This window comes from Roseibium sp., from assembly GCF_050301095.1.
Lineage (GTDB): Bacteria > Pseudomonadota > Alphaproteobacteria > Rhizobiales > Stappiaceae > Roseibium.
Genome location: NZ_JBNKYW010000264.1, coordinates 1 through 17,762, shown reverse-complemented (window position 1 = coordinate 17,762; position 17,762 = coordinate 1). Strand labels below are relative to the sequence as shown.

The window sequence follows — 17,762 nt, the reverse complement described above, 5'->3', positions numbered from 1 at the left end:
TGTCGAACGACACGTCGTCGAGCACCTTGGCCCCGCCCGGGTAGGCAGCGTCGATGTTCTTGACCGAGATCAGCGGCGGCGTGCCATCGGTCGGCCGCGACTTCTGCGGCCGTTTGAAGCTGCGCACCGCCCAAAGGCTCTTGGTGTAGTCTTCCTTCGGCGAGTCCAGCATCTGCTCCGTCGGAGCTTCCTCGACTTCTTCGCCTTTCAGCAGCACCTTGATGGTATCCGCCATCTGCGCGACCACGGCCAGATCGTGGGTGATGTAGATCGCTGCCGTGTTGAACTGGTCGACGATGTCCCGGATCGCGGCCAGGACTTCGATCTGTGTCGTCACGTCGAGCGCAGTGGTCGGCTCGTCGAAGATGATCAGGTCCGGACGGCAGGCCATGGCCATGGCGGTCATGGCACGCTGCAGCTGGCCGCCCGAGACCTGATGCGGGTAGCGGAAGCCAATCTCACCGGGGTTCGGAAGGCGCAGCCGCTCGTAGAGCTGCATGGCGTCTTCCTGTGCCTCCACGCGTTTCTGAATGCGATACTGAAGCGGCGCCTCCGTGTGCTGGTCGATGATCCGGTGGGCGGGGTTGAAGGAGGCTGCCGCCGACTGGGCCACATAGGCGATCCGGGACCCGCGCAGGGCCCTCAGGTCGCTTTCCGGCGTCGTCGTCAGTTCCATGCCGTCGAATTCGATGGAACCGCCGGAGATCCGGCAGCCATCCCGGGCAAAGCCCATGGCCGCCAGACCTATGGTGGACTTGCCGGCACCTGATTCCCCGATCAGGCCGAGCACTTCGCCCTTGTGCAGGGTGAGATCGACACCGTGGACGATCTCGATCCATTGCTCGTCCGAGTAGCCTTCGATGCGAAGGTCATTGATTCGGAGCAGAACGTCTTTTTTCGGAACCATGCTCAAACCTCCTTCAGGCCGGAGGACCGGAACAGCATCCAGTCGACAACAAAGTTTACCGCGACCGTCAGCAGCGCAATCGCGGCGGCGGGGATCAGCGGCGTCAGTTCACCGAAGGAAATCAGCGTCGCATTCTCGCGCACCATGGAGCCCCAGTCGGCGGTCGGCGGCTGAATGCCGAGTCCAAGGAACGAAAGCCCTGCGATCAGCAGGAAGACGAAACAGAATTCCAAGCCGAATTCCGCGATCAGCGGTGCGGTTGAATTCGGCAGGATTTCCCGGCGGATCAGATACCAGGTGCCTTCGCCCCGCAGTTTCGCCGCTTCGATAAAGTCCATCACCACGACGTTGCCGGCGACGGCCCGTGTCAGGCGGAAGACGCGTGGCGCGTAGATTACGGCGACCACGAGGACGATAACGACCAGGTTCGTTCCGAAGATGCTGAGCATCAGAAGCGAGAAGATCAGCGACGGAACGGACATGATCACATCCGCGAACCTGCCCATGAACTGATCGAACCAGCCGCCTTTGGTGGCGGCGAACAGACCTGCCAGGGCGCCCATGATAAACGCCAGAGCGGTTGCCAGCAGGGCAAGGCCGACCGAGTTTCGGGCACCGTAGACAATACGGCTGAACATGTCGCGGCCCAGCTGGTCGGCTCCCAGAAGCATGGTTTCGTCAGGCGGCGCGAAAGCCGAAGAGATCACCTCGGCCTGCCCGAAGGGGGCGATCACCGGGGCGAAGATTCCGGCGATGGCGTAGGTGAAGATCACGAACATGCCGAACGCGGCGGTGAGCGGTGCCGTCCTGAGTTCCTTGGCGACGCCTTCCGGCGTGATGATGATCAGGAACTCGCGGAAAGCATAGGACGTTCCGGCCGCCAGGGCCAGAAGCCCCGCCGCGCCGGTGACAAACCGCAGGGCCGGCACGCCGCCGATGATGCCCATGATGAAGGATGCCAGGGTCAGCGAGAAGATCAGAATGAAGATCTCCCGCTTCTTGAAATAGGCTGCCAGACAGGAGGCCCCGATCAGCAGCGCGTAATAACCGATTACGAATGAATTCATGTCGCTGCCCTCACTTCGGATGCCGGAGACGCGGATTGGTCAGGATGGCTCCAACATCGGCTGCCAGATTGAGCAGGATGAAGGTTGCTGCGAAGATGAGGCAGCAGGCCTGCACGATCGGAAAGTCGCGTTTTGCCACCGCATCCACCAGAAGCTGGCCGATGCCCGGATAGACAAAGACCACTTCCACAAGGACGACACCGGTGATCAGGTAGGCGAGGTTGAGGGCCACGACGTTGATGATCGGGGCCCAGGCATTGGGCAGGGCATGCTTCACGATCACTTTCCAGGGCGGGACGCCCTTCAGCCGGGCCATTTCGATATAGGGCGAGGCCAGCAGGTTGATGATCGTAGCCCGGGTCATGCGCATCATGTGAGCCGTAACCACCAGAACCAGGGTGAGCGCCGGCAGGAATGTCCGGTGCAGAAGTTCGGCGAAGGTCATGTCCGCGTTCAGGCTTGCGATGGCCGGGAAGTAGTTCGTCTTCACGGCCAGATAGAGGATCAGGATGTAGCCGAGGAAAAACTCGGGCGACGAAATCGACGTCAACGTGGCGACGTTGGCAACGCGGTCGAACAGCGTGTTGCGCAACAACGCGACGATGACCCCGAGAATGATCGAAACGGGAACGGCGATCACGGCCGCATAAGTCGCAAGAAACAGCGTATTGATGAACCGGTCGGAGATCGCGGTGCTGACGCGTTCTCCCGACACGAGCGACACGCCGAAGTCTCCGGTCAAGGCGCCCGCGAGCCAATGGAGATAACGCAGGATTGCCGGCTGATCGAGGCCGAGCTTTTCACGAAGGGCGGCAACCGTTTCCGGGGTCGCGCCCTGGCCGAGAACCGCCTGGGCAATGTCGCCCGGGAGCAGCTCGACCGCAAAGAATATCAGGATTGAAACCACGAGAAGCGTGATCAGTCCTAAGCCAAGTCTCCTGGCGACCAGCTGTAGGATGTCCCCCATTTGTCCCTCCAAAATAAGGAAGTCCGGTGCCCACACGACCTGCCGGACATAATAACCGGGTGCGTTGCTGCCTGTTTATCGGAGCAGGCTTTTACAAGCTCCCGGCCATTGGAGCTGGAACCGTCCCGGCGTGCGGGGCGGTTCCTTGTCGGGGGCGGCGGAACTTGTCCGCCGCCGATGATTGTGGATCAGGATTCGAACCACCAGCGGCTCGCTGCGCGCGCACCGTCGTTTTCCCAGCTAGGTGCCAGCTGCTCGGGGGTTCCGACCTTGGTGCTGTTGGCGTAGACGAAGTTGTTGAAGAACGGAATGATGGTTCCGCCGTCATCCTTCGCCAGGATCGCCATTTCGCGGTACATCTCGGCGCGTCTGGTGTCATCAAGTTCCGCCTTGGCCTGCAGCAGAAGCTCGTTGAACCGCGGGTTCTTCCAATGCGACTCGTTCCAGGCCGCGTCATCCTTGTAGGCCAGCGTGTACATCACGTCCGGCGTCGGGCGTGCGCCCCAGGACACGAGGCAGAACGGCTTCTTCAGCCAGACATCGGAGTAGTAGCCGTCGTTGGGTTCGCGGACCACGTTGATGTTGATGCCCGAGGCCTTGGCCTGTTGTGAGTAAAGAACCGCCATGTCCACCGCGCCGGCATAAACGGATTCCGCTACGCTGAGGTTGATGGAAAGCCCTTCGGCGCCGGCCTTCTTCAGCAGCGACTTCGCCCGGTCCGGATCGTAGGTGTTCTGTTCGATGCCTTCCGGCCAATAGGGCTGTGCCGGCGAATGGTGGAAGTCGTTGCCCTTGGTCGCCGCGTTGTAGGCGATCTTCAGAATGACTTCGTCCCGGTCGATGGAATACTTCAGGGCGTTGCGGACATCAGGATTGTCGAACGGTGCCGTGTCGCAGAACATCGGCATCGTGATCGCACCAGCGGACGGGATGTTGTGGATCTTGATGTTCGGGTTGCGCTCCAGAAGCGCCATTGTCTTCAGCTCGATCAGCGAAACCGCATCCACGTCGCCGGTGACAAGAGCCGCCTGGCGTGCGTTCGGGTCGTTCAGCGTGATCATTTCGACCTTGTCGAAGTAGGCGCCCTCGCGGTGCCAGCCGTCATGGCGGGTCAGTTCGAACTGAACGCCGAACTCACCGTTTTCGATCTTGTACGGGCCCGAGCCGTCGCCGGACTGCCAGTCGATGGTGCCGTCGTCGTTCGCCGGGCAGATGGCCATGTGATAGTCGGTCATCAGCCACGGGAAGTCCGCATTGCCGCGGGACAGCTTGACGATCACCGTGTAGTCGCCGTCCTTGGTGATGTCGGTGACATCCAGGAGCAGCGCCTTGGCGGCCGAAGTGGTCTTGTCGCCGCGGTGGTGGTTCAGCGAGGCGATCACGTCGTCCGCGGTCACCTTCTTGCCGCTGTGGAAGGAAGCCTTGTCGGTCAGCTTGAACGTCCACTCTGACGCATCCGCGCTGGCTTCCCAGCTGTCGGCAAGGTCCGGACCCAGCGAGCCGTCGCCGTTGATCATCGTCAGATAGCTGCGGTGAGTATGGGCGAGGAAAATCATCACGCGGGTCAGATAGGTGCCCGGATCATGCGAGTCGGAGGTGTTGCCGTCGTGGATACCCCAGCGGAATGTGCCGCCGGTTTTCGGAGTAGCCTTGGCCTTGGTCGTCCAAAGGCCGGTGGCCGTGGAAGCGGTCAAGCCGGCGAGGACGGAATAGCGGATGAATTCGCGTTTGGTAATTCCACCCGAACGGGCGGCCCCTTCGAGGCGGTTAATCAGGTCGGTGTCTTTCGATTTTGTCATTCGACTCCCCTTTGAAAGTGCCTTGCTGTTTTCTTTCCGGTTCACCAGCCACGAATGGTCTGGTTACCCAAACGTAGCATCCCCGGATTTTTCGTATATGAAGTGCTCATATGCGACATCGGCATAACAAAACACGAACTGCCCCGCTTCGGCCACCCCTTTGAGAAAAAACATTATTTAAAAAATTTAATGTTCGAAAGCTGCTGCCTCATTGTGCATGGCAGCATTATTTTACGCCGCCGCGACGTTCCAGCCGGGTGCGGCGAATGCAGCCTGCCTATATTTTCGTCTATTTTAAAATTGCTCGCGCACAACTTTTCCCCGTCGAACGTTTATTATCACCCATTGCCTGCAATTGTGCCAGCTGCCGGTTTCAATTTCGCCGAACCAGGGCGTGCGCTGCTCACGCCCTTATGCCGCCATCAAGGAAAAAGGCCTTTCGGCAAGTCAGGAAACTCATCGACAGGACTTTTTGATCCGCGGAATCCTTTGGCTGCGTCTGCATGTCGGAAAATGTCCACCCGGTTCGGTTTCCGGCATGCGTCGGGGTGAATTCGAGCGCAGTCTGAAGACAGGATTGACCCGTTACCGGAGATGCAAATGAGTGTCGCAACTCGCAGCCGCAGCGGTGGCCGCGCGGGCCGCCGTGCCATCCGTACTGCTCCCGATCACCGCATGCTGCCCGGTCTGACGCGCAAGCTGCCACTGTGCGAGCCGCTCGATGAAGACCAGATCCGTCGCCTCGACAATGCCTCCATGTCCATACTTGAGGAGGTGGGCATCGTCTTCCGCGATCCGATCGCCCTCGACGACTGGAAAAAGGCCGGGGCCAGGGTCGACGGCGAGCGGGTCTATCTGGACCGGGGGCTGGTTCGGGAGCTGATCAGGACGATCCCCCCGAGCTTCACCTATCATGCCCGTGACCATCGCAAGAACGTTCCGCTCGGCGGCAACCGCTCCATCTTCGTGCCGATGACTGGCGCGCCCTTCCTGCGTGATCTCAACGACGAGCGACGCAATCCGACGCTGGCGGATCTCGCCATGTTCCACAAGCTCAGTCACATGCTGCCGGCGTTGCATTCCAGCGCGCATCATATCGTGGAACCCTATGATCACCCCATCAGCCACCGGCACCTGCGCATCACCTATTCGTCGATGAAGCACTCGGACAAGACCTTCATGGGCATGACGACGAGCCCGAAGAATGCCGAGGACGTCATGGAGATGTGCGCCATCCTCTTCGGTGAGGCCTATCTGGAAGACCATCCGGTGACGACCGGCAACTGCAACGGCAATTCGCCCCTGGTCTGGGACGAGACCATGCTGGGAGCGATGCGCGCCTTCTGCAAACGCAACCAGCCGGTGCTGTGCTCACCCTTTGTGCTCGGCGGGGCCAATACACCGGCCTCCGTGGTCCCGGCGGTGGTTCAGCTCAACGCCGAGGCTCTGAGCGCGCTTGCCTATACGCAGGTGATCCGCAAGGGCGCACCGGCGATCTACGGGCACTACCTCTCCACCGTGTCGATGAAGTCCGGCGCGCCCATGGCCGGAACGCCGGAAATCAGCCTGATGAATTTCCTCATCGGCCAGATGGCGCGCTTCTATGATGTTCCCTGGCGCACGTCCGGGGGGCTCGGCGGAGCCAAGACCTTCGACGCGCAGGCGGGTTATGAAAGCGCCGCGACTCTGAGCGCGGTGATCCATGCGGGCGCAAACTACATCTGGCACGCGGCCGGCTGGAACGAGGCAGGCATGCATTGCTCCGTCGCCAAGTTCATCGTCGACGCGGAACAATGCGCCATGGCCTACCGGATGGCGGAAGGTCCGCGGTGGGACGATTTCGACGAGGCGCTTGCTGCTGTCCGCGATGTCGGTCCCGGCGGACATTATCTCGGCCATCCGCATACCCAGGAAAACTTCCAGCGGGCATTCTTCATGCCGGAAATGTTCGACAACAATTCCATCGAGCAGTGGAAGGCGGAAGGCGAGATCGAGATCACCGAACGGGCGCTGAAACAGGCCAGGAAGCTTTTGTCCGAATATGAGGAGCCGAAGCTGGACGCGGCGAAGAACGAAGCCCTGCTCGACTACATCGCCCGCCGTGAACGCGAGATCCCGGCAGCCGACGCGCTGAACCAGGAGTTTTAGGACAGGGCCGATCAGGCCGAACGGAGCCGTCGGCCTCGCGAGCCGGCCGTCCGGCTATTTTCCGAATGCCGATCGAATGGCCGTCTTGAATGCCCGTGTCAGATCCGCGTCGGCATCGGGCGCGGTGTTGATGACCAGCCTGGAAACAGGTGTTGGCGTGAACCCGTGTTCGGAGCCGAGCACGGTCAGGTGATCTCCCACCGACGATCTGGCGAGCAGGCCGATCGCGACACCGGCCTCGACGGCCGCGGCAACGCCGGCGACACTCTGGCTGGAAAAGGCGACCCGGTAAGATTTCCCCGAATTCTGCAAGGACGCAATGGCTGCGTCCCGCCACCAGCAGGCCTGATCGAACAGTGCAACGGGAAGCTGGGGCGACGACAGGAGATCCGTATGACGGGACATGACCCAGCAGGTGGGGTCTTCCAGGACGATCTCCTCCCGCGATCCCGCCGTCTCTACCTCATAAACCGCAATATCGAGCTGCCCTTTCGCCAGAAGTGCCGGAAATTCCGTGCTGATCGAGCAGGTTACCTCGAGGTCCACATGCGGGTGGGATTGCGAAAAGGCCCCCACGATTTGCGCGAGTCTCGTTCTGCCGTGGTCATCCGGCATGCCGAACCGCAGTTTTCCGCGTAAGCCGTCGGCGTTGATCTCGCGCAGGGCGCCATCGAGCCGGGCGGTGACTTCCCTGGCAACGGGCAGCAGGCGCTGACCGGTTTCCGTCAGGCAAATGCCACGGCCCGTCCGGCCGAACACGGGTTGCCCGAGCACCTGTTCGAGGCGTTTGATCTGCAGGCTGGTTGCGGATTGAGACCTGCCGATGCGTTCGGCCCCTTCCGTCATACTGCCGCCGGCGGCCACGGCAAGGAAGGTCCGTAAAAGTTCACTATCAAGATTTTTCATCTGTTTTTTCAATATCAGGTATTTAAGATATTCGTTTTATAAATATAGAAATCACACCTAGCATGCTCCCGTCAATCACGGGAGGTGTTCATGAAGGATCAGGCGGCGTCGTTTGCAGTTTTCGGGTTCCGCCGGCTTGCAGCTGGTGCCGGAATGTTCCTCGTTGGCGGACTGATCTGGTTTCGGCCAGAGTTTTTTCGCGATGGAATCCTGTTTGCCGGCCGGGGTCTTCTCGATGTTGCCCCGCTCGTTTTTCCCGGGATTGTCCTCACGGCCTGGGTCATGGCCAGTGGCGCCGACAGGGTCATCGGGCGCGCCTTCGAGGGCCGGCTGCTGCGATCGGTCATCGCCGCATCCGCCATTGGCGCGATTACGCCGGTCTGCGGTGTGACAATCCTGCCGCTGATGGTCGGCCTGCTGGCGGCCGGGGTTCCCCTTGCTCCGGTCATGGCGTTCTGGCTGTCCTCGCCGGTCACCGACCCGGCCATGCTGGCGACAACGGCGGCAACGCTCGGATTTGCCTTTGCACTTGGCAAGACCCTGGCGGCCTTCGGCCTCGGGATCTTCGGCGGGGCGGTAACGGCCATGTGCACGCGTGGACTGGGTGGTGAGACGGCCCTGCGCAACAGCGGATTTGCCGCGAGGCTGACGACAAAATGCTGCAGCCGCGAGGAGTCTTTTGAGCTGCGTGTCTGGCGGCACAGGGATCGACGGCTTGCCTTCGCCAGGCAGGCGGCAGCAACAACCCGGTTGATCCTGATTTGTCTGATCCCCGCATTCTTCGCCGAATATGCCCTCAATGCGGCGCTGACGCCCGGGTCGCTGGCGGCCTATGTCGGTGTGGACAATTGGTGGGCCGTTCCCGCGGCTGTTTTCGTCGGCGCTCCCGCCTATATCGACGGCTATGCGGCACTGCCCCTGACCCGGGGGCTGATCGACAACGGCATGTCTCCGGGTGCCGCCATGGCGTTTCTGGTCTCCGGCGGCGTCGTTAGCATCTGGGGGGCGCTCGCGATATTCCCGGTCCTGCGGTTGCGTCCCTTCCTGCTCTATCTGGCGCTCGCCGTTACCGGATCGCTTCTGGCTGGTTATGGATTTGGGCTGGTCTATTGAAGCAGGGTTCTTCGGCTGTTTTCCTCAGCAATAAGCAAGTCTTTCTCCATATGACAGCCTGATCCAGAGGAGCTTGGCGGAGCCAAGCGTCTCGAAGGATGGGCGACAGACTCCCGAGTTAGCCATCCATCCTTCGAGACAGCGCTGACGCGCTTCCTCAGGACGGGGCGATATTTGTGGCGTTCATATCGATTGAGAGATTGAGAGGCAGCTTGCCGGAAACCCAAAGTCCTCCGCCTTTGGCGGTCTATTCCTCCGCCGCCCGCCATTCTTTCCAGCGCAGGACCGCATTGGCACCGAGTTCCCGGAACGGCTGCGGCGGAAGTTTCTTCGGGCGCTTTTCCGCGCCGAAATGCCGGGTGATGTCGCTCGTGACACCGCAGGCAAGCTCCGCGGCACCGATACCGGTGAGCGTGCCGCGTGCGGTTCCGAGACCGTTCTGGACGCAGCCGGAATAGACCCCGTCCTCAAGCTCGCGCATGACGGCGACGCCGTTGAGGGTCAGGCAGAGATGCCCGGCCCATTGATACTCCATCTTCAAGCCGGCGAGCTGCGGAAAGCGCCGGTCGAACTTGCGCTGCATGATGCCGGCAGCCCGGTCGAGACTTGCCTTTGACAGCTTCATGTTCGGCTTCAGAACGGCGCAGGTCCGCGTCACGATCCGGTTGCCGCCCTGACCGAGGTCTATCCGGCGAAGCGTTGTTCCCATCGGATCAGAGGGTGTGATCCCCCAGCGCGACTGACCGCCGAGTTTCTTCAGATCCTCCGTGGTCAGTTCCGGTGTCATGACCGCGAACAGAAAGAGCTGCATCAACCGGCCGCATTCGAAACCGAAGCTCTCCAGATGGCCGTTGACGGTGAGGATGATTTTGGGCGAGGAAATCGAACCCTGCGGCGTTTCGATCTTCCAGGCCTGCCGTTCTTTGAAAAACTCAAGCGCCGGGCTGTTTTCGACAATGCGAACGCCGGCTTTCCTGAGGCCATCGGCCAGGCCGCGAATGTAGCCGGCTGGCTGCAGCATCACCGTGCCGGGCGTATAGAGTCCGGAGCGGTAGTGAGGGCTGCCGGTCAGTTCCGTCATCTGCTGCAGGTCGAACATCTCGTAGGTTTCGCCAAGCCCGGAAAGATGCTGCGCGTAGCTGTGATTGTGAGCTTCGGCCTTCGGGCTCGCAGCCCCGTTCACCTTGCCGGAGCGGTCGAAGAAATTCGGATCGATCGCATAGTCTTCGACCGCTTCGGCGGCAAAGGAGATGGCCTTGCGGTTGAGCGCGATGAGGGCCAGGTCGTCGCCGGCCCCGGCATAGTTTTCCGACGTCAGTTCATGGGGAAGATCGATCATGAAGCCGGAATTGCGGCCCGAGGAACCTTCAGCGATCCGGTCGGCTTCCAGAACGGTGATTTTCAGGCCGCTGTCGATTTGCAGCAGCCGCCGGGCGGCGGACAGTCCCGCGAACCCGGCGCCGATGATCGTGATGTCGGCAGTAACATCTTCGGTCAGGACAGTCGGCGGCGGCTGGTCCGGCAAAATCCTGTTCCAGGCCGCCGGTCCCGGCAGGTTCGGCAGGGTTTTGGCGGCCCGTTGTGTCATCCGACGGCCTCGTCCCCGTCGTCGGAAAGATTCAGCCAGATTGTCTTGATCTGCGTGTACTGATCATGGGCGGCAAGGCTGTTGTCTCGCCCACCGAAACCGGATTGCTTGAAGCCGCCGAAGGGCGTTGTGATATCGCCTTCGCCGAAACAGTTGACGGTGACGGTTCCCGCTCGTATGGCCCTTGCGCCGCGCAGTGCCTTCCTGGCGTTGCCGGTGAAGATCGAGGCGGCGAGGCCGTAGTCCGTGTCATTGGCAAGCGCGATTGCCTCGTCGAATCCCTTCACGGTGAGAACGCTCAGGACCGGTCCGAAGATCTCTTCCCGGGCAATGGTGGAGCGGGCCGAGGCTTCCAGAATGGTGGGTTCCACAAAGGCGCCGCCATGGGTCTTGCCTCCCATCAGGACAGTCGCACCGGTTTCGAGATAGGAGCAGACCTTGCCGAAATGGGCGCTGGAAACCAGCGCTCCGACGCGGTGCTCCGGATCGAGCGGATCGCCTAGCGTCCATTCCCGTGCATGGGCCAGGATGCGTTCCAGAAGGGCATCCTTTATCTCTTCCTCGACGATCAGGCGGGAGCTGGCGGAGCAATTTTCGCCCATGTTCCAAAAGGCGCCGTTGACGACATGGGCCGCGACCCGGTCAAGATTTTCCGCATCCTTCAGGACAACGCTCGGGTTCTTGCCGCCCATTTCCAGAACGACTTCCTTCAGGTTGCTGTCGGCGGCGTAGCGCAGGAAGCGGCGGCCGGTTTCCGTCGAGCCTGTGAAGGAGATCATGTCTACGTCCATGTGCCGGCCGAGCGGTTCACCGACGTCCGGGCCGGAGCCCGGCACCACGTTGAAGACGCCGCGCGGGACGCCGGCTTCCGTCGCAAGTTCGGCAACCCGCAGGGCCGTCAGGGAGGTTTCCTCGGCTGGCTTCACGATGACCGAACAACCGGCGGCGAGCGCCGGGCCGATCTTCCAGGCCAGCATCAGGAGCGGAAAGTTCCAGGGCAGCACCAGCCCGACGACGCCGACCGGCTCGCGCACGATCATCGCAATATGATCGTCGGAGGCGGGTGCAACCTGGTCGTAGATCTTGTCGATGGCTTCCGCGTGCCACTTGAGGCAATGGATGGTTTCGGGCACGTCCACGGTTTCGCAGTCGTAGATGGTCTTGCCGCTGTCGAGGCTTTCCATCACCGCCAGTTCCCGCCGGTTGCGGGCAATCAGCTTGGCGAAGCGGATCAGGATGTCCTTGCGGTCCGAGGGGGGCAGCCTCGACCAGCGGCCGTCCTCAAAGGACTCGCGGGCTTTCTGGACGGCAAAATCGACGTCTTCAGTGCCGCAGGCCGCGATTTCGGCAAGGGTCTCGCCGGTCGCCGGATTGAAGGTCGCAAAAGTCTTGCCTGACTGGGCGGGACGATAGCCGCCGTCGATGAAGGCGTTGGCCGGCAGGGCGAGTCTGGCGGCAAGAGCCTTGTATTCGTCACGCGTCAGAAGGTCGGTCATGGTCACGCTCCCGCCGTGATGTCTTGAACAGTGGATTTCAGAACCCGGACAACCTCATCGAGCTGGCGCTTGTCGTCCTTGTTGAGGGCTTTCAGCGGCGGACGCGGCGGTCCGGAATACAACCCGCTCATTTCCACCCCGTGCTTGACGCACTGGATGAACTTGCCGCCCTGTTCGAGCACGCGCATCAGCGGCATCATCGCCGACATGATCCGCCGGCCTTTGGTGAAATCGCCTTCGACGGCGCAGGCCTGATAGAGCGCCACATGTTCCCGTGGCAGGAAGTTGGATCCCGCACAGACCCAGCTGCGCGCGCCCCAGGCAAAGAATTCGAGCGCCTGATCGTCCATGCCGCAGGACATCTGGATGTGCGGATAGTCGCGGGCCAGCAGGTGGACCCGGTTGATGTCGCCGGAACTTTCCTTGATGGCGCAGACGTTGCGCGACCGGCCCACCCGGTCAAGGAATTCCTCGCCCATGTTGACACCCATCCGGCCCGGGTAATTGTAGAGTATGATCGGCAGGTCGGCGGCCCGGTCGATGGTCAGAACGTTGAGTGCGTTTTCGCGCTCGGTCGGCACTGAATAGGGCGGGGTTGCCACCAGCAGGGCTTCGGCTCCCATTTCGGCCGCACCTTCGGCCAGGGCGATGGAATCGGGTGTGCGCATGGTGCCGGTACCGACGATTAGCGGCAGTCGGCCGTCGAGCTTCTCTTTGGTGAACCGGGCAAGCTCGAGCCGTTCCTCGACCGTCTGGGCATAGTTCTCGCCGGTTGATCCGCCGGAGATCAGTCCGTTGACGCCGCTTTCCACGAGATGGTCGACGATTTCACCAAGAGAGTCCCAGACAACATTGCCGTCGTCGTCATAGGGCGTCACGACGGGCGTGTAGATGCCCTCGAAGGTCATGATGGGGGTCATTTGAAAGTGTCTCCGGCTTTCAAGCGGATTTCAGTTTCGGCGGAGCGCCGAGCGGTGCCTCCAGACCTTCGGGCATGACGAAGAGTTCGATCTGGTCCCGCGACAGGGCCCAGTGCTCCAGGGCGAGTTCCGCGGCCCGGGTCTCGTCTCCCGTTTCGATCGCCGCGATCATTTCGTCATGCTGCTGGCAGGCAAGGGAAAGCGGGTCTTCCTTGGCGCCCGACTTCGGCCGGAAGAAAGTCATCGCGATCCTTGTGTGATCGATCAGCAGCCGGTCGAGGCTTGCCAGAAGATAACTGTTACCGGCCATGTGACCGGTGATGCGGTGGAAGCGGTCGTTGGTGAGCGCGCGCGCCGTGACGTCGCCAGCTTCCAGTGCTGCCCGGAAATCCTCCTGGGCTTCTTTCAGCTCTTCGATCTGGGCCTGCGTGGCGTTCTGAGCAGCGAGTCGCAGGATGGCGCTGTAGATCAGGGGTGCCGCCAGGAAGAAATCGCGCAGCGTCAGATGGGTCATGTCGGAAACACGAGCGCCGCGGTTGAGCTGCAGCGTCACATAGCCTTCCCCGGCGAGCTGCTGCAGCACTTCGCGCAAGGGGGTGCGTGACAGGCCGTAGAGATCGCAAAGCTCCGTTTCTTCCAGGGCACTGCCGGGTTTGCGCTCCAGGGTCAGGATCGCGCGTTTCAGATCTTCAAAAGCAACCCACTTTGCCGTGCCGCGCTTGAGGGACATCGGACCACTCCGTCTTGTTTCCTGTTGACTGATCTGTATACATGATGTGTACAATAGCGATACAGAAATAATACAAGCCTCGAAGGGCCGTGAATTGGCCAGAGGCGACAGAGGCCGGAGAAAAGCGACATGTCCCGGACGCGCGATGTCACCTTTCTGTTGCTCGATGATTTTTCCCATATCGCCTTTGCCTGCGCGGTGGAGCCGCTGCGCATCGCCAATCTGCTGCAGGGCGAAGACATCTACCGGTGGCGTTTGGCGTCGGTCTCAGGCAAAACGGCTGTCTGTTCCAACCGGACGGTGACGCTCGTGGACCAGGGGCTGGAGCCGCTGCCACATCGTTCAAGCCTGTTTTTGGTGTCCGGGCAGAATGTCGGCGAACGGGCGACGCCCGAAGTCCTTTCCTTCATCCGGCGGGAGCGGGCGCGAGGTACGCGGATCGGCGCGATCTGTTCCGCGGCTCACATTCTGGCCAGTGCCGGCCTGCTGGACGGACGCCGGGCCGCTATCCACTGGTCCTTCCATGACAGTTTTCAGGAGAACTTTCCGGACGTTCAGCTGTGCAAGAATGTATTCGTGGCCGACGAGATTTTCGTGACGGCTTCCGGCGGCACGGCGGCGGCCGACCTGATGCTGCATCTGATCGGCGAAAGCCATGGCAACGACCTTGCGGTCGCGGTCGCCGACATGATGGTCTATTCCGGTGTCCGGACTGCAAATGCGCCGCAGCAGATCTCCCTTCAGGCTCGTCATGGTATTCGCAATCCGCATATCGCCGAGGCAATCCGCCTGCTCAACGAAAGCGCGCCCTATTACCTGCAGACCTCGGAAATCGCCCGAAAGATCGGCATCTCGACGCGCCAGCTGGAGCGGTTGTTCCAGAAGCACCTGAAGGTGTCGCCGAAGAAATTCGCCATCAACCAGAAACTCATGAAGGCGCGGAACCTTTTGCTCCAGACCGAACAATCCGTATCGGAAATCGCGCTGGCCTGCGGTTATGAATCCCCTTCGCACTTCATTCGGACCTACCAGAGTCGTTATGGCGTGACGCCTCATAATCAGCGGGTGTGCGGGGATAACCCGCAGGCGGTTTTCCAGTCGGTCTGAGCCTCGGTCCGTAAAATAGCGCGCCACGGTAAAATTCGTGTTGTGCGAGATAAAAATTTAGTAAATAAATCACTCCCCGTGATGTTCTGAAACCCTTCCGGATCCGCAGTAACGCGCGTTGCCATCCGGAGGGCGTCCGCATAAGGGGAAATTCGTGACTTTTGAAAACAGCCGTTCCTTCTATATCGGCGGGGCCTGGGTGCCGCCGGTAGTCGCTCACGATTACGCCGTTGAGAACCCGGCCACGGTAGAGGTGATCGGGCATATTTCCTGCGGCAGCGTGCAGGACGTCGATCGGGCCGTTGCAGCGGCGCGGCAAGCTTTTCCGGACTGGTCGCGGACGGAGCCGTCAGCGCGTCGGGACTTCTTGCAAAAAGTCCGCAGGCTATATGAAGGCCGCCTTGATGAATTCGCACAGGTCATCATGCAGGAGCTCGGCTGTCCCATCGACCTGAGTCGGAGCGGGCAGGCCGCCGCCGGATTGGGGCAACTCGACGCCATTCTGGAGGCGTTGGATGACGTGAAATGGACCGAGGACCTCAGGAACGGTAACAGGATTTTCCGCGAAAGCCGGGGCGTTGCCGGACTGATCACCCCCTGGAACTGGCCCCTCAACCAGATCGGCCTCAAGGTCTTCGCGGCGCTGGCCGCCGGCTGCACCGTCGTCCTGAAACCGAGCGAGATCACGCCGTTCAATGCAATGATCCTTGCCGATGTCCTGCATGAGGCGGGGTGCCCGAAAGGTGTCTTCAATCTTGTCAATGGAACGGGAGACGCCGTCGGGGCGGCCCTTGCCGGGCACCCCGGCGTTGATTGCGTGTCCTTTACAGGATCGACCGGCGCTGGGCGTGCCGTTTACGGGGCGGCTGCTTCAAGGATCCGGCCTGTATCGCTGGAGCTTGGCGGCAAGTCGCCGAGCTTGATCTTCGCCGATTGCGATGTCGAGAAAGCCGTGCGGCGGAACCTGGAAAAACTCATGCCGAATTCCGGCCAGAACTGCAACGCGCCCTCGCGCCTTCTGGTCGAACGGTCCGTCTATCAGCGCGCCATGGATTTTGCAGCGGAGCATGTGGAGTCGATTGCGGTCGGTGATCCCTCCGCGTCCGGGGCACATCTCGGCCCTGTGGCCAACAGGCGGCAGTATGAGCACATCCAGCGCCTGATCCGGGCCGCCATGGATGAAGACGCCACGCTTCTGGCCGGTGGGCCGGGGCGGCCGGATGGATTAGCGCACGGCCATTTCGTGCGTCCGACCGTCTTCGGCAATGTCAGCAACGACATGACCATCGCGCGCCAGGAAGTGTTCGGGCCGGTCGCCGTGCTCATTCCCTTCGACAGCGAAGCGGAGGCTGTGGCGCTGGCCAACGACAGCGACTACGGTCTTGCAGCCTATGTGCACACGGACGACGAAGTCCGGATGCAGAGCGTGGTGCGTCAACTGAAGGCCGGCATGGTGTTCCGCAACGGCGCGGAGATTGCAGCCGGCAGCCCCTTTGGCGGGGTCAAGCAATCCGGCATCGGCTACGAGGGCGGCGTCTTCGGTATCGAGGAGTTCCTCGACCTGAAGCTGGTCGCCTGATTGCTAAGAGTTCTGCGGCGGCTTGCGGGCGCTGTCCCGCCAGATGATTTTCGCCCCGAGGGTGATCTTCTTGCTGACGTCCCGGCCGCCGCAGCGTTCCGCCAGGAGTTCTACGGCGGTCTTGCCGATCAGTTCGGCCGACAGCTTGACGGTGGTGAGTGGCGGGACCAGAAACTGTGCCGCCGGAATGTCGTTGAAGGCGACGACGGCAATGTCCTCGGGGATCGATTTGCCGTTTTCCTTCAGAGCCATATAGGCGCCGATCGCCAGGCTGTCGGTGGCTGCGACGATGACGTCGGGCAGCTTTTTCCCGCGTAGCAGATCCAGTGTCAGATCGTAGCCGTTCTGGGAGGTCTTGCCTTCCCGGCGCATGAGGGTTTCATCGAACAGCTCGCGTTTGCTGAGCCAGTCGACGAAGGCCGCGGCGCGGGCTTCCATCTGGTGGGCGACCGTGGGCGAAGTGTCCGGCCGGTTCCGCTTGAAGCCGATGAAGCCGATGTCCCGGTATCCGGCGTCGACCAGATTGGAAAGCAGGGCGGACATGGATCCGACAAGGTCATGTTTGACCGTGTCGCGGTCCGCGTAGTCGTAATAGGGCAAGTCCTCGCCGGCAAAGGCGATGAGATCGGTTTCCGCCAGGATCGCCGAAAGCGCCTCTTCGCTGTGGTGGCCCATGAGGACGATCCCGGTTGCCGGGTCGATGCTGATTTCGCTGGCCGGGTCATCGCTGTAGTGAACGGCAGTCGAAAGTCCCATGGCCTGGCAGGTCTTTTCCACCCCGACGCGGACGCCGACATAATAGGGGTCGGCGAGCTCCTGGTCGTCCGACAGGCCTTGCAGCACAAGCACGTTCCTGAGCGGGCTTGCAGCCATCTCGCCGCTGCTGCGGGCCAGGCGCTTGTCGCGGGGCGTCGAATAATTCAACTCGGCGGCGGTCTCGATGACCTTCTTGCGCACCTCCTTGGTCACCGACAATTTGGGATCGGCGCTGAGCACGCGCGAAACCGTCGTCGGCGAAACACCCACCCTTTTTGCAATGTCCTTGATTGTCGCCACTGTGAATTCCGTCTCCCGCAAGGCCTCTTGTAAGCTCCCTGCAGCTTACGGCTGATTTTTAGTAATATTGCCTTCATCCGAAGCGGTCTAGAGGCGGCCGGGCCGTTGATGGATGTTCGGGTCAATTTTCCAAATGCTGTTCCTCTGGGTTCCTCATCGTCGAGACGGGGTGGGGAAGAGGCCGCCTGGCTTCTGCCCGCTCTCGTCCCTGCGTGACGGAAACTCATCACCCTTCTGAATTCATTTTCCAATCGGATCGCAAGCGCCGCGTACTTCCGGATCACGAATCCGCCGCTTGTACGGCCCGCGGGCCTGAGGCGGGCGGCGCGCGCCAGCTCCTCGAGAGCCGGTGGAAAACGTTGGTAAATCTCGTTCAGTA

At 61.4% G+C, this 17,762-nt stretch carries 15 protein-coding genes; 5 read left to right on the top strand and 10 right to left on the bottom strand.

Going from position 1 to position 17,762, the window contains the following annotated elements; all coding sequences use genetic code 11:
• The 4 genes from ACQY7U_RS22765 to ACQY7U_RS22750 form a co-directional block, all read right to left on the bottom strand.
• A partial coding sequence (locus ACQY7U_RS22765) for an ABC transporter ATP-binding protein (RefSeq protein WP_428649782.1) occupies positions 1-907 on the bottom strand: 907 nt, incomplete at its 3' end.
• A gap of 2 nt (positions 908-909) precedes the next feature.
• Positions 910-1,974, bottom strand: coding sequence for an ABC transporter permease (locus ACQY7U_RS22760; RefSeq protein WP_428649780.1), 1,065 nt, complete (start codon positions 1,972-1,974; stop codon positions 910-912).
• 10 nt (positions 1,975-1,984) lie between these two features.
• Entirely contained in the window at positions 1,985-2,941 is a 957-nt protein-coding gene (locus ACQY7U_RS22755; RefSeq protein ID WP_428649777.1) for an ABC transporter permease, read from the bottom strand.
• 188 nt (positions 2,942-3,129) lie between these two features.
• Positions 3,130-4,740, bottom strand: a complete 1,611-nt coding sequence (locus ACQY7U_RS22750) for an ABC transporter substrate-binding protein (protein ID WP_428649775.1) — start codon at positions 4,738-4,740, stop codon at positions 3,130-3,132.
• 54 nt (positions 4,741-4,794) lie between these two features.
• Between ACQY7U_RS22750 and ACQY7U_RS22745 the strand changes: the two genes are divergently transcribed.
• A complete protein-coding gene (locus ACQY7U_RS22745) occupies positions 4,795-5,292 on the top strand; it encodes a hypothetical protein (protein ID WP_428649773.1) in 498 nt (165 codons plus the stop codon).
• Between the two features lie 48 nt (positions 5,293-5,340).
• Positions 5,341-6,888 carry a trimethylamine methyltransferase family protein gene (locus tag ACQY7U_RS22740; RefSeq protein ID WP_428649771.1) on the top strand — a complete coding sequence of 516 codons (1,548 nt, stop codon included), beginning with the start codon at positions 5,341-5,343 and terminating at the stop codon, positions 6,886-6,888.
• Between the two features lie 54 nt (positions 6,889-6,942).
• Here the strand turns inward: ACQY7U_RS22740 and ACQY7U_RS22735 are convergent, their stop codons facing one another.
• Positions 6,943-7,794, bottom strand: coding sequence for a LysR family transcriptional regulator (locus ACQY7U_RS22735; RefSeq protein ID WP_428649769.1), 852 nt, complete (start codon positions 7,792-7,794; stop codon positions 6,943-6,945).
• Positions 7,795-7,884: 90 nt separating this feature from the next.
• On the opposite strand from ACQY7U_RS22735, the gene ACQY7U_RS22730 reads away from it, so the two are divergent.
• On the top strand, positions 7,885-8,907 hold the full coding sequence (locus ACQY7U_RS22730) for a permease (protein ID WP_428649766.1): 1,023 nt from the start codon (positions 7,885-7,887) through the stop codon (positions 8,905-8,907).
• Positions 8,908-9,154: 247 nt separating this feature from the next.
• On the opposite strand, the gene ACQY7U_RS22725 is transcribed toward ACQY7U_RS22730, so the two are convergent.
• The 4 genes from ACQY7U_RS22725 to ACQY7U_RS22710 are packed head-to-tail and all read right to left on the bottom strand — an operon-like array spanning position 9,155 to position 13,641.
• Positions 9,155-10,495 (bottom strand): NAD(P)/FAD-dependent oxidoreductase, encoded by a 1,341-nt coding sequence (locus tag ACQY7U_RS22725; protein WP_428649763.1) that lies wholly within the window; start codon positions 10,493-10,495, stop codon positions 9,155-9,157.
• Positions 10,492-11,991 (bottom strand): aldehyde dehydrogenase, encoded by a 1,500-nt coding sequence (locus ACQY7U_RS22720; protein WP_428649761.1) that lies wholly within the window; start codon positions 11,989-11,991, stop codon positions 10,492-10,494. The genes ACQY7U_RS22725 and ACQY7U_RS22720 overlap by 4 nt, the downstream gene beginning before the upstream one ends.
• 2 nt (positions 11,992-11,993) lie before the next feature.
• Entirely contained in the window at positions 11,994-12,899 is a 906-nt protein-coding gene (locus ACQY7U_RS22715) for a dihydrodipicolinate synthase family protein (RefSeq protein WP_428649784.1), read from the bottom strand.
• A 31-nt stretch (positions 12,900-12,930) separates the two neighbouring features.
• Positions 12,931-13,641 carry a GntR family transcriptional regulator gene (locus tag ACQY7U_RS22710; protein ID WP_428649758.1) on the bottom strand — a complete coding sequence of 237 codons (711 nt, stop codon included), beginning with the start codon at positions 13,639-13,641 and terminating at the stop codon, positions 12,931-12,933.
• A gap of 129 nt (positions 13,642-13,770) precedes the next feature.
• Here ACQY7U_RS22710 and ACQY7U_RS22705 point away from each other — a divergent pair, with 129 nt between their 5' ends.
• Complete coding sequence (locus tag ACQY7U_RS22705; protein WP_428649755.1) at positions 13,771-14,748, top strand: GlxA family transcriptional regulator; 978 nt, start codon at positions 13,771-13,773, stop codon at positions 14,746-14,748.
• Between the two features lie 154 nt (positions 14,749-14,902).
• A complete protein-coding gene (locus tag ACQY7U_RS22700) occupies positions 14,903-16,327 on the top strand; it encodes an aldehyde dehydrogenase family protein (RefSeq protein ID WP_428649752.1) in 1,425 nt (474 codons plus the stop codon).
• 3 nt (positions 16,328-16,330) lie between these two features.
• Here ACQY7U_RS22700 and ACQY7U_RS22695 read toward each other — a convergent pair whose 3' ends face one another.
• Positions 16,331-17,383: a LacI family DNA-binding transcriptional regulator gene (locus ACQY7U_RS22695; RefSeq protein WP_428649749.1), complete on the bottom strand. Its 1,053-nt coding sequence runs from the start codon at positions 17,381-17,383 to the stop codon at positions 16,331-16,333.
• Positions 17,384-17,762: the final 379 nt, after the last annotated feature.